The sequence below is a fragment of the Streptomyces sp. NPDC052396 genome (genome assembly GCF_044593195.1).
In the GTDB taxonomy this organism is placed as follows: domain Bacteria; phylum Actinomycetota; class Actinomycetes; order Streptomycetales; family Streptomycetaceae; genus Streptomyces.
Map to the genome: position 1 here is coordinate 856,790 of NZ_JBIUAW010000001.1, position 12,288 is coordinate 869,077.

A 12,288-nucleotide genomic window follows, 5' to 3' on the forward strand; every position below is an offset into this window, starting at 1 on the left:
CTGCTCCTGATGGACGGGCACTCCATGGCGTACCGGGCGTTCTTCGCGCTGCCCGCGGAGAACTTCACCACCTCCGGCGGCCAGCCCACCAACGCGGTGTACGGCTTCGCGTCGATGCTGGCGAACACCCTGCGGGACGAGCGGCCCACCCACTTCGCGGTGGCCTTCGATGTCTCCCGCAAGACCTGGCGCTCCGAGGAGTACGCGGAGTACAAGGCGACCCGCTCGCAGACCCCGGATGAGTTCAAGGGCCAGGTGACGCTGATCGGCGAGCTGCTGGACCAGATGCGGGTGCCGCGCTTCGCGGTGGACGGCTTCGAGGCCGACGATGTGATCGCCACGCTGGCCACCCAGGCCGAGGCGCAGGGCTTCGAGGTCTCCATCGTCACCGGCGACCGGGACTCCTTCCAGCTGGTCAGCGACGCGGTCACGGTGCTGTACCCGACCAAGGGCGTCTCCGAGCTGACCCGGTTCACCCCGGAGAAGGTCCAGGAGAAGTACGGGCTGTCCCCGGCCCAGTACCCGGACTTCGCCGCGCTGCGCGGCGACCCCTCGGACAACCTGCCGGGCATTCCCGGGGTGGGCGAGAAGACCGCCACGAAGTGGATCAACCAGTTCGGTTCGTTCGCCGAGCTGGTGGCGCGGGTGGACGAGGTCAAGGGCAAGGCGGGGCAGAACCTGCGCGACCACCTGGAGGCGGTCAAGCTCAACCGCCGGCTCACCGAGATGGTGCGCGATGTGGAGCTCTCGGTGGGCCCGGAGGGCCTGGTCCGCGAGGCCTATGACCTGCCGGGCATCAGCGAGCTGCTGGAGCGGCTGGAGATCCGCAACAAGAGTCTGAAGGACCGGCTGTTCGCCACCGACCCGGTGGCGAAGGCGGAGGAGGCCGCCGAGGAGGTGGAGATCGAGCTCGACGGCCGGATGCTGGGCACCGGCGAGCTCGCCCCCTGGCTGGCGGAGATCCCAGCCGGTGTGGAGACGGCCGTGGTGGCCGGCTACGACTGGAAGCTGGGCAGCGGGGACGTCCATGAGGTCGCCCTGGCCCTGCCGGACGGGCGGGCCTGCTGGTTCGTCCCCCAGGAGCTGTCCGAGGACGACGACCGGGCGTTCGCCGCCTGGCTGGCCGACGCCGGCCGCCCCAAGGTGCTGCATATGGCCAAGCGGGTGGTGCGGGTCTTCGCCGAGCGCGGCTGGCAGGTGGCGGGCGTGGTGATGGACACCGCCGTGGCCGCCTACCTGGACGAGCCGGGCGCCCGCCCCTTCGAGACCGACCCGCTCAACCGCCACCGCCAAAAGCGCGCCGGCAAGGTCCGCTTCAACAAGAACAAGCGCCAGCTCACCGAGCTGGAAGTGCTGGTGGAGGACAAGCTGGGCCGGGTGCTGCCCCGGGTCGACCCGGACCAGGCCGAGGCCGGCCAGCAGTCCTTCGACTTCGAGGGCACCGCCGACAAGGAGGCCGCCGGGAAGCTGATGCTCGAGGGCCGGGCCGTGCTCGACCTGGGCACCTTCTATGAGCAGAGGCTGGCCGGCACCGGCGCCCTGGAGCTGATGCGGGACCTGGAGTTCCCGGTCGGCGACCTGCTGGTGGGCATGGAGCGCGAGGGCATCGCGGTGGACCGGGAGCGGCTGGAGCGGCTCTCCCAGGAGTACCTGGGCGAGATCGAGCAGGCGGTCAAGGAGGCCCACGCGGCGGCCGGCCGGGAGTTCAACCTCTCCTCGCCCAAGCAGCTGCAGGAGGTGCTCTTCGAGGAGCTGGGGCTGCCCAGAACCAAGAAGATCAAGACCGGTTACACCACGGACGCCGACGCACTGGCCTGGCTCGCCGCCCAGACGGAGAACGAGCTGCCGGTGATCCTGCTGCGCCACCGGGACCGCGCCAAGCTGCGCACCACGGTGGAGGGCCTGATCAACAACCTGGCCGCGGACGGCCGGATCCACACCACCTTCAACCAGATGGTGGCGGCCACCGGCCGGCTGTCCTCCACCGACCCCAATCTGCAGAACATCCCGGTGCGCACCGCCGACGGCAGCCGCATCCGGCGCTGCTTCGTGGTCGGCGAGGGCTTCGAATCGCTGATGACGGCCGACTACAGCCAGATCGAGCTGCGGGTGATGGCCCACCTGTCCGAGGACCAGGGCCTGATCGAGGCCTTCGCCTCCGGTGAGGACCTGCACACCACGGTGGCCTCCCAGGTGTTCTCGGTGGCCAAGTCCGAGGTGGACGCCGAGATGCGCCGCAAGATCAAGGCGATGTCCTATGGGCTGGCGTACGGCCTGTCCGCCTTCGGCCTGTCCCAGCAGCTGAGCATCGCGCCCGATGAGGCCCGCCGGCTGATGGACACCTACTTCGAGCGCTTCGGCGGAGTGCGGGACTATCTGCGGCGGGTGGTGGAGGAGGCCCGGGCCACCGGCTACACCGAGACCATGCTCGGCCGCCGCCGCTATCTGCCCGACCTCAACAGCGACAACCGCCAGCGCCGGGAGATGGCCGAGCGGATGGCGCTCAACGCCCCCATCCAGGGCACCGCGGCGGACATCGTCAAGCTGGCCATGCTGAGGGTGGCCAAGGCGCTGGACGCCGAGCGGCTCACCTCCCGGATGCTGCTCCAGGTGCATGACGAAGTGGTGCTGGAGATCGCGCCGGGCGAGCGCGACCAGGTGGAGGAGCTGGTGCGCCGCGAGATGGCCGGAGCCGTCAACCTGCTTGCCCCGCTGGATGTTTCGGTGGGCGTCGGCGGGGACTGGGAGTCCGCCGCGCACTGATCCGCCGCACGCTGTGCCGCCCGGCCGCCCGGGCGGGGCGGCACAGCGTGTTCCTCTTCCGCGTGTGTTCTCTTCCGCGCCGCGCGTTGTTACCGTGCCCCCCCTTACCTGAAGTCCCGTCAGGCAACGGGAGGTTGAGCGTGCGCGCACTGGCCGCCGCGGCCATCGGACTGGCCGCCGCCCTCGCCCTCGTCCTCACCATCACCGCCATCGGCCCGCCGCACAGCGGCACTTCACCCAAGCCGCTGCTGTCCTCGATCCCCGCACATCCCTAGGGCGGGCCCCGCGGTGCGCCGCCGAGCGAGCCTGGTGCTGCTCGCCCTCGCCGTCTTCTGTGCCGCCCTGGCACCGCTGCTGCGCTTCTACGCCTACCCCCGCCTGGCCAAGGTCCCCAGCGGCCAGTACATGGCGACGGTGCTGGAGGCCAAGGACGCCACCCTCATCGACTACGCCACCCTCCAGCCCCGGCAGGTCGCCAAGCTGACCATGGTCCAGACGGTCAAGGGCGATGCCCGGCGGGCTCGCGAGATCAAGGACGCCACCGGGCGCGATGTGGCGGTCTGGGACACCCTCACCTATATCGCCGGGCCGGACGGGGCGATGGTCTCCCGCATCCCCGAGCGCTATGTCTTCGACGCCCACAGCCAGCAGCCGGTGCACACCGGCGGGGAACAGATCGACGGCACCCCGGTGCGCCACGAGGGCATCGAGTACAAGTGGCCGTTCCGGGTGCAGAAGCGCGACTACCGCTACTTCGACCTGATGACCCGGACCGCGGCGCCCATCCACTACGCGGGCACCCGCACCTTCCACGGCCTGCGCGTCTACTACTTCGAGCAGACCGTGCCCTGGACCAGGGTGCCGGTGCCCCGGACGCTCCCCCTTGGCGTCACCCCCGAGACGGTCCGGCAGCTGGGTCTGGAGCGCTGGTACACCACCAAACGGATGTTCTGGGTCGACCCCACCACCGGCAGCCCGGTCAATGGCGAGGAACTCCACCGCGAGGAGATGCGCTGGACCGGCCACCCCGAGAAGAAACCGATCACCGCCTTCGCCGGGCATGTGAAGATGCGCCCCGACTATGTGGACTCCCTGGTCCGGCTGGTGAAGTCGCAGCGGCAGCTGTTGTTGCTGCTCACCGACTATCTGCCCTGGGGGTCGGCCGGGCTGGGAGCGGCCCTGCTGCTGACGGCCCTGGTGCTGGAGGGCCGGGCCCGCCGAGATCGTTGTGCGTTCGGCCGGGACGTGCACCACGATGGAGGGAACACTCGAACGGGCGACCCCCGGCCACGGGAGTCGCTGAGCGAAGGAGGCTCGCCGTGAAGGAGAGTCCCGAGGACGGATCCACCACCTCCCGCCCGGCCCGGCTGTACACCGGTGCCGAGCGGCCCTTCGACCCGGAGGACCTGGTACTGGCCTCCGGCCATGACCTCACACCCGAACGGATCGAGGCCGCCAGGCGGCATATCGAGGAGAAGGGGGCGGCGGCACTGGAGCGGTACCTGCCGTAGCGGGCCCCGCCAGGGGCGCGGGATGGCTGCATCATGCGGCTCCGCCGCGTGGGCGCGACCAGCCACAGCGGCCCGCAGCCGAAAACCCGCAGCCGAAAAGCAGTGTGCGAACGCCCAACCTCAGCGCCGGGCGTTCGTACGCCGCGTCGGTACCGCCGTCGCGGGATCCTCCGGCCAGGGGTGCCGGGGATAGCGGCCGCGCAGTTCGGCCCGTACCGCCCGGTACCCATCCCGCCAGAAGGAGGCGAGATCGGCTGTGACCGCGGCCGGCCGCCCCGCCGGGGACAGCAGGTGGACCAGAAGCGGAACCCGGCCATCCGCGATGCGCGGCGTCTGCCCGAGGCCGAAGAGCTCCTGCAGCTTGACCGCCAGCACCGGCTGTTCGCCGGAGTAGTCCACCCGGATCCGTGAGCCGCTGGGCACCTCGATCCGCTCCGGGGCCAGCTCCGCCAGCCGGGCCGCCTCCCCGGTCGCCCAGGGCAGCAGCCGTTCCAGGGCCCGCCCGGCGTCCAGCCGCTCCAGATCGGACCTCCGGGCCGCCCGCTCCAGCTCCCAGCCGAGCCAGTCCCCGGCCCGCTCCAGCAGTACCGAGTCCGCTACATCCGGCCAGGGCTCGCCCAGCTCACGATGGAGGAAGGCCAGCCGCTGCCGCAGGGCGACCGCCTCCGGCGTCCACCGCAGCAGTTCCAGGCCCTCCTGGCGCAGACCGGTCAGCAGCGCCTCCCGCACCAGGCGCGCGTCCGGCGCGGGCAGCGCACGGGCGGACAGCTCCACCGCCCCGAGCCGCCGCACACGCTGGGCCACCACATCACACCGTTCCGTGGACCAGTGCACCTCCTCGCCCTCGGCGAAGAACGCCCCGGCCGCCTCCCGGGCCGTCCGCTCGTCGATCACCGCCCCCAGCCGCACCCGGGCGGAGGCGGCCGACACCGGGCGGTCCGCCACGGCCACCGCCAGCCAGGGCGCGCTCCGCAGCCGGGAACCCTCGCCCAGGGCGGCACCGGTGCCGCCCACCATCAGATACGCGCTCTCGCCGCGGGCCCGGGCCACCCGCTCGGGAAAGGCCAGGGCCGCTACCAGACCGGCCGCCGCGTCATCGGTGAGCATGCCGGGGTCCGGCTCGTCCGGCGCCGCCCCGGCCAGCCGCCGGGCCTCGGCCCGCCAGCGTGCGGCATAGCCGTCCCCGCCACGCCGGGCGGTGCGCCAGGCCCCGGCCAGGTCGTCGCCGTACTCCCGGGGCGGCTCCTCGCTCAGCAGGGCCACCACCTCGGCCGCCCGGCGGGTGCCCAGCTCGGGTGCCCCATCCAGCAGGGCGCGCGCCAGGCGCGGATGCAACCCCAGCCGCGCCATGCGCCGGCCGCGTTCCGTGGGGCGCCCGTCCGGCTCCACCGCGCCGGTCGCCGCCAGTACGGCGCGCGCCGCGGCCAGCGCCCCGGCGGGCGGAGGATCGAGCAGCGCCAGCGAGGCGGCGCCGGGATCGCCCCAGCAGGCGGCCTGCAGGGCGAAGGCGGTCAGGTCGGCGACCGTGATCTCCGGCGCGGGGAAGCGCGGCAGCCGGGCGTCCTCCCCCTCGGCCCAGCAGCGGTAGACCGCCCCCGGTGCCTCCCGGCCGGCCCGGCCCGCACGCTGCCGGGCGGCGGCCCGCGAGGCCCGCACCGTGGTCAGCGCGCTCAGCCCGCGCGCATGGTCCATGCGCGGCTCCCGGGCCAGCCCGGCGTCCACCACCACCCGCACCCCGGGCACGGTCAGGCTGGACTCGGCCACCGAGGTGGCCAGCACCACCCGCCGCACCCCCGAGCCGCCGGCCAGCACCGCGTCCTGCACCGCGGCCGGCGCACGGCCGTGCACCTGCAACACATCCACATCCGTGAGCCCGCCCAGCAGCCCGGCCACCCGGGCGATCTCGCCGACCCCGGGCAGGAAGCACAGCACATCGCCGGACCGCTCGCGCAGCGCCCGCCGCACCACCGCGGCGACATGGTCCAGCAGCGCCGGGTCCACCCGCATCCCGTGCGGGGGCCGCACCGGCTTCTCCGGCGGCGCCCACACCACCTCGACCGGGTGGGACACGCCCTCGGCCGTCACCACCGGCGCCCCGCCCAGCAACCCGGCCCACCCTTCGGCGTCCGTGGTCGCCGAGGCGGCCAGCAGCCGCAGCTCGGGCCGCAGCGCGGCGCGCACATCCAGCAGGAAGGCGGCGGCGGTGTCGGCGTCCAAGTGCCGCTCGTGGCACTCGTCCAGCACCACGGCGTCCACTCCGGCCAGCTCGGGATCCCGTTGCAGCCGTTGCAGCAGCACACCGGTGGTGACCACCTCGACCCGGGTGGACGGGCCGGCCCGCCGCTCCCCGCGCACCGTGAAGCCGACGCGCTGCCCGACCTGTTCGCCCAGCAGCCAGGCCATCCGCCGGGCGGCCGCCCGGGCCGCGATCCGCCGGGGCTCGGCCACCACCACCCGGCGCGCCGTGCCCTCGCCGGTCAGCCCGGCGAGGGCCAGCGGCACCAGCGTGGTCTTGCCGGTTCCGGGCGGGGCGCACAGCACCGCGGCGCCGTGCCCGTCCAGGGCGGTGGACAGGGCGGGCAGGGCGGTGCGTACGGGCAGCGAGTCAAGGGCGTCGGCACGGATCACGCCGCCCAGTGTCGCCGCAACCCCGGTCGCGGCGGAAAACCGGACTCCGGAGGCCGGTTCCGGGAAGCCGGTGAGGTCAGTCCCGGTCGCAGACGAAGATCGCGGTCCCCGGGATCAGATGCCCGCGCAGCGGCGACCAGCCGCCCCATTCCTGGGCGTTCCACTCCGGCCACTCCGGCTCCACCAGGTCCACCAGGCGGAATCCGGCCGCCGCCACCTCCCGCACCCGGTCGCCCAGGGTGCGGTGGTGCTCCACATAGACGGCACGCCCCGTCTCGTCCTGCTCCACATAAGGGGTGCGGTCGAAGTAGGAGGCCGCCACCGACAGGCCCTCGGGGCCCGGCTCGTCGGGGAAGGCCCAGCGGATGGGATGGGTGACCGAGAAGACCCAGCGCCCGCCGGGCCGCAGCACCCGGTGCACCTCGCGCATCACCAGCACCGGGTCGGCCACAAAGGGGATGGCGCCATAGGCCGAGCACGCCAGGTCGAAGGAGCCGTCGGCGAAGGGCAGCGCGCCCGCGTCCGCCTCCACCAGCGGGAAGTCCACACCGATCCGCAGTGCGTGCTGGAGCTGCCGGTGCGAGAGGTCCAGGGCCACCGGACGCGCGCCCTGGGCCTTCAGCCAGCGCGAGCACTGGGCGGCGCCGGCGCCGATCTCCAGTACGTCCAGCCCGGCCGGCGGGCGGCCCAGCAGCCGCGCCTCGGCCTCGTCCAGGCCCTCCGGCCCCCAGATGAACCGGTCGTCGCCCAGGAACTCGCCGTGTTCGGTCTGGTACTCGTCCGCGTTGCGGTCCCACCAGCCCCGGCTGGCCCGGCTGCTCTCCGTCACATCGGCCTGGCGCCGTGTCGCCTGGGGCTCGTCGTCGTGGATCATCTCGGCGCTCGTGCCCCCGGCAGTAGTGTTCAGTAGGCTTTATGGCCTCGCGGAACGCGAGTTGGGCCGGTTTCGAGAGGTTTTGTCCCGGGTGTGCGCCTTCGCGCATTGACCGTCTCCGGCTGCCCCCGTATGCTACAAGTTGCGCTGCGGGCCTGCGCGCCTCGGACCGAGCAGGCCGCTTTCGCACTTGTTGTATGTCCCCTCGGTTGTCGAGGCGCTTCCCTAGTGTCCCAGGGCTCTTCGGAAATACGCGTCTCCAAGGCTGTCCGGCTTCGGCGGTGCGATATACGGGCTCTCGGCGTAGCAGTACCTACGACTTCATGTCCGTACCGGAGCCCTTTCCCACATGACGAGCAGCACCGAGACCACCGCCACCACCCCGCAGGTTGCGGTCAACGACATCGGTAACGAGGAAGCCTTCCTCGCCGCGATCGACGAGACGATCAAGTACTTCAACGACGGCGACATCGTCGACGGCGTCATCGTGAAGGTCGACCGGGACGAGGTCCTGCTCGACATCGGTTACAAGACCGAGGGTGTCATCCCCTCCCGCGAGCTCTCGATCAAGCACGACGTCGACCCCAACGAGGTCGTCTCCGTCGGTGACCAGGTCGAGGCCCTCGTTCTCCAGAAGGAGGACAAGGAAGGCCGCCTGATCCTGTCCAAGAAGCGCGCTCAGTACGAGCGTGCCTGGGGCACGATCGAGAAGATCAAGGAAGAGGACGGCATCGTCACCGGCACCGTCATCGAGGTTGTCAAGGGTGGTCTCATCCTCGACATCGGCCTCCGTGGCTTCCTGCCGGCCTCCCTGGTCGAGATGCGCCGCGTGCGCGACCTGCAGCCCTACGTGGGCAAGGAGCTCGAGGCCAAGATCATCGAGCTGGACAAGAACCGCAACAACGTGGTCCTGTCCCGCCGTGCCTGGCTGGAGCAGACCCAGAGCGAGGTCCGCCAGACCTTCCTCACCACCCTGCAGAAGGGCCAGGTGCGCTCCGGCGTCGTCTCCTCCATCGTCAACTTCGGTGCCTTCGTGGACCTGGGCGGCGTCGACGGTCTCGTCCACGTCTCCGAGCTGTCCTGGAAGCACATCGACCACCCGTCCGAGGTTGTCGAGGTCGGCCAGGAGGTCACGGTCGAGGTCCTGGACGTCGACATGGACCGCGAGCGCGTCTCCCTGTCGCTCAAGGCCACCCAGGAAGACCCGTGGCAGCAGTTCGCCCGGACCCACCAGATCGGTCAGGTCGTCCCGGGTAAGGTCACCAAGCTCGTTCCGTTCGGTGCGTTCGTCCGCGTCGACGAGGGCATCGAGGGCCTGGTCCACATCTCCGAGCTGGCCGAGCGCCACGTGGAGATCCCGGAGCAGGTCGTCCAGGTCAACGACGAGATCTTCGTCAAGGTCATCGACATCGACCTCGAGCGTCGTCGCATCAGCCTCTCGCTGAAGCAGGCCAACGAGTCCTTCGGTGCCGACCCGTCCGTGGTCGAGTTCGACCCGACCCTGTACGGCATGGCCGCGTCCTACGACGACCAGGGCAACTACATCTACCCCGAGGGCTTCGACCCCGAGGCCAACGACTGGCTGCCGGGTTACGAGAAGCAGCGCGAGGAGTGGGAGCGCCAGTACGCCGAGGCGCAGCAGCGCTTCGAGCAGCACCAGGCGCAGGTCATCAAGTCCCGCGAGGCGGACGCCGAGGCTGCCGCCGCCGGCGACCAGGCCGCTGCGCAGGCCGCTCCGGCCGGTGGCTCGTACTCCTCGGAGTCGGCCGACACCTCCGGCGCCCTGGCGTCGGACGAGGCGCTGGCCGCGCTCCGCGAGAAGCTGGCGGGCGGCCAGAGCTGAAGCTCTGACCGGCTGTAGCTGACAGCAGGCCAAGAGGAGGCCCGTTCCCCGTAAGGGGGGCGGGCCTCCTCGTCGTTTCCGGCCAGGGCCGGAACGGGGAATGGTCCGGGCGGTCAAGAGCGTTCCCCCAGGCGGAACATGAGGAGGAACGGGGACCGTGTTGGATCCGCAGGGTTTGTACGAATGGGAGCCCAAGGGGCTCGCCGTGGCCGACCTGGCTCTGGCTCAGGACACCGCCGGCCTGGTCATGCTCTACCACTTCGACGGCTACATCGACGCCGGTGAGACCGGTGACCAGATCGTCCGGCGGCTGCTGGACGGGCTGCCGCACCAGGTCGTGGCGCGCTTCGACCACGACCGCCTGATCGACTACCGGGCGCGCCGCCCGCTGCTGACCTTCCAGCGCGACCGCTGGACCGCCTATGAGGTGCCGAAGCTCGAACTGCACCTGGTGCAGGACGCCACCGGCGCGCCCTTCCTGCTGCTCTCCGGTCCCGAACCGGACGTGGAGTGGGAACGATTCGCCGTGGCGGTAAGGGAGTTGGTGGAGCGGCTGGAGGTGCGCCTGTCGGTGAACTTCCATGGCATCCCCATGGGTGTGCCGCACACCCGGCCGGTGGGCATCACCCCGCATGGCAACCGGGCCGAGCTGGTGCGCGGGCACCAGTCCCTCTTCGACGAGGCCCAGGTGCCCGGCAGCGCCGAGTCGCTGGTCGAGTACCGGCTGGCCGAGGCGGGGCACGATGTGCTGGGCATCGCCGCGCATGTGCCGCACTATGTGGCCCGTTCGCCCTATCCGGACGCCGCGTTGACCGTGCTGGAGGCGCTGACCTCCGCCACCGGGCTGGTGCTGCCGCACACCGCGCACGCCCTGCGCACCGCGGCGCTGCGCACCCAGGAGGAGATCGAGCGACAGATCGCCGAGGGGGACGAGGAACTGGTCGGTCTGGTCAGGGGACTTGAGCACCAGTACGACGCGGTGGCCGGGGCCGAGACCCGGGGGAACCTGGTGGCCGAGCCGGTCGATCTGCCGTCGGCGGACGAGCTGGGCGCGGAGTTCGAGCGGTTCCTGGCCGACCGGGAGGGCGACGGAGGGCAGTGAACGGCCTGCCGATAGCGTGGGGCCCATGGTGAAGGTGGGCCTCACAGGGGGCATCGGTTCGGGCAAGAGCGAAGTGTCGCGGCTGCTGGCCGCCCGGGGCGCGGTGATCGTTGACGCGGACCGGATCGCGCGGGAGGTGGTCCAGCCCGGAACTCCCGGTCTGGCGGCGGTGGTTGCCGAGTTCGGGCCCGAGGTGCTGGCCGCGGACGGCACCCTGGACCGGCCCCGGCTGGGTGCCATCGTCTTCGCCGACGAGGAACGGCTCGGGGCGCTCAACGCCATCGTGCATCCGCTGGTACGGGCCCGCTCCCTGGAACTGGAGGGCGAGGCGGGACCGGGCGCCGTGGTGGTGCACGATGTCCCGCTGCTCGCCGAGAACGGACTGGCGCCGCTCTACGACCTGGTGGTGGTCGTGGACGCCGGCGAACAGACCCGGCTGGACCGGCTGGTGCGGCTGCGGGGGATGACCGAGGACGAGGCGCGGGCCAGGATGGCCGCCCAGGCCACCCGCGAGGACCGGCTGGCAGTGGCCGATCTGGTGATCGACAACAACGGTCCGCTGGCGGCGCTGGAGGCCCGAGTCGACGAGGTCTGGCGGGAGTTGCGGGGGCGCGCCGGGGAATAGCCGGGGATGCGGGGTCGTTTTCCGGCCGTACCCGAGGCGGCCGCGGCGGCCGAGGCGGCCGAGGCGGCCGTACCCGAGACGTCATAGTGCCGCGTCACCCGCCGCGTCATAGGCCGCGGCACAGCGAGGAAGGACGGCGGACGTGCCCGAGCCCACGCCCGAGACCCATGTCATCGACTTCCGCACGGCCGGACAACTGCTGGCGGCCCGGGATCCGCGAGGGGCCGTCCAGCTGCTGGACTCGGTGATCGCGGCCCATCCGGAGAACACCGCGGCCCGGCTGCTGCGGGCCCGTGCCTACTTCGCGGCCGCCCGGCTGCGCGCCGCCGAGCAGGAGTTCCAGGTGGTCATCGAGCGGGAGCCGGACAACGCCTACGCCCTCCCCCACTGCCTGAACGGCGTGGGAGGTACCCCCATCGCGCTGGCCCGCACGCTGGAGCGGGCGGGGCGCGGCGGCGGGGCGCTGCGCCACTTCCGGCTGGCGGCCGCCCTGGAGCCGCGTCCGGACTTTGTGGCGGCGGCCCGGTTCGGCGCATGAGGTCATGAGGTGCGGTGCGAGGGGGGCGGGACGAGCCCCGTCGTGAGCGTCAGGGTTCGTCCCGCCGCTTGGGGCCGCGGACCGGTTCATAGGGCGGGATGTCCCGGCCGGGCTGGTAGTGCGGGCCCTGCCGGATATGGCGGATGATCATCGAGAGATCGACGATCGTCACCGCCAGCAGCACTCCGAAGACGATCGCCCAGCCCGGATGCCCGGTGAGCGCGAACAGCACCGTGCCGGCGATGGCGCAGGCCAGGCCCCAGCTGGCCAGCGCGCACCGCGCCCGCAGCGGGCTGCGCGCGGTCATCGGTTCATTGCCGCTTCGCATCGCGGGTCACCTCCCGCCGGGACGCCCTCCGGTGTCTCCGGTTCCAGGATCCACCCGGCGGCGGGGATGCGGAAAG

Annotated in this window: 11 protein-coding genes; 8 read left to right on the forward strand and 3 right to left on the reverse strand. The window is 72.0% G+C overall.

Annotated features, from left to right (window positions below; genetic code table 11):
- Positions 1–9: 9 nt before the first annotated feature.
- The 4 genes from polA (at position 10) to ACIHFE_RS04180 (ending at position 4,274) form a co-directional block, all read left to right on the forward strand.
- The gene (polA, locus tag ACIHFE_RS04165; protein ID WP_400104409.1) at positions 10–2,763 is read left to right on the forward strand and encodes a DNA polymerase I; all 2,754 of its coding nucleotides are present in this window, start codon (positions 10–12) and stop codon (positions 2,761–2,763) included.
- Between the two features lie 140 nt (positions 2,764–2,903).
- Entirely contained in the window at positions 2,904–3,038 is a 135-nt protein-coding gene (locus ACIHFE_RS04170; RefSeq protein ID WP_400104210.1) for an SPW_0924 family protein, read from the forward strand.
- Between the two features lie 13 nt (positions 3,039–3,051).
- Entirely contained in the window at positions 3,052–4,086 is a 1,035-nt protein-coding gene (locus tag ACIHFE_RS04175) for a DUF3068 domain-containing protein (protein WP_400104211.1), read from the forward strand.
- Complete coding sequence (locus tag ACIHFE_RS04180; protein ID WP_400104212.1) at positions 4,083–4,274, forward strand: hypothetical protein; 192 nt, start codon at positions 4,083–4,085, stop codon at positions 4,272–4,274. The genes ACIHFE_RS04175 and ACIHFE_RS04180 overlap by 4 nt, the downstream gene beginning before the upstream one ends.
- A gap of 120 nt (positions 4,275–4,394) precedes the next feature.
- Here ACIHFE_RS04180 and hrpB read toward each other — a convergent pair whose 3' ends face one another.
- Positions 4,395–6,902, reverse strand: coding sequence for an ATP-dependent helicase HrpB (gene hrpB, locus ACIHFE_RS04185; RefSeq protein WP_400104213.1), 2,508 nt, complete (start codon positions 6,900–6,902; stop codon positions 4,395–4,397).
- Positions 6,903–6,978: 76 nt separating this feature from the next.
- Positions 6,979–7,776, reverse strand: a complete 798-nt coding sequence (locus ACIHFE_RS04190; protein WP_400104214.1) for a class I SAM-dependent methyltransferase — start codon at positions 7,774–7,776, stop codon at positions 6,979–6,981.
- A gap of 349 nt (positions 7,777–8,125) precedes the next feature.
- Between ACIHFE_RS04190 and rpsA the strand changes: the two genes are divergently transcribed.
- From rpsA to ACIHFE_RS04210, 4 genes are all read left to right on the forward strand, one after another.
- A complete protein-coding gene (gene rpsA, locus ACIHFE_RS04195; protein ID WP_344024676.1) occupies positions 8,126–9,619 on the forward strand; it encodes a 30S ribosomal protein S1 in 1,494 nt (497 codons plus the stop codon).
- 157 nt (positions 9,620–9,776) lie between these two features.
- Positions 9,777–10,721 carry a PAC2 family protein gene (locus tag ACIHFE_RS04200; RefSeq protein ID WP_400104215.1) on the forward strand — a complete coding sequence of 315 codons (945 nt, stop codon included), beginning with the start codon at positions 9,777–9,779 and terminating at the stop codon, positions 10,719–10,721.
- Between the two features lie 25 nt (positions 10,722–10,746).
- A complete protein-coding gene (coaE, locus tag ACIHFE_RS04205) occupies positions 10,747–11,346 on the forward strand; it encodes a dephospho-CoA kinase (protein ID WP_400104216.1) in 600 nt (199 codons plus the stop codon).
- Positions 11,347–11,488: 142 nt separating this feature from the next.
- Positions 11,489–11,884, forward strand: coding sequence for a tetratricopeptide repeat protein (locus ACIHFE_RS04210; RefSeq protein ID WP_400104217.1), 396 nt, complete (start codon positions 11,489–11,491; stop codon positions 11,882–11,884).
- Between the two features lie 49 nt (positions 11,885–11,933).
- Here ACIHFE_RS04210 and ACIHFE_RS04215 read toward each other — a convergent pair whose 3' ends face one another.
- Positions 11,934–12,212 carry a DUF6343 family protein gene (locus tag ACIHFE_RS04215; protein ID WP_400104218.1) on the reverse strand — a complete coding sequence of 93 codons (279 nt, stop codon included), beginning with the start codon at positions 12,210–12,212 and terminating at the stop codon, positions 11,934–11,936.
- Positions 12,213–12,288 lie beyond the last annotated feature (76 nt).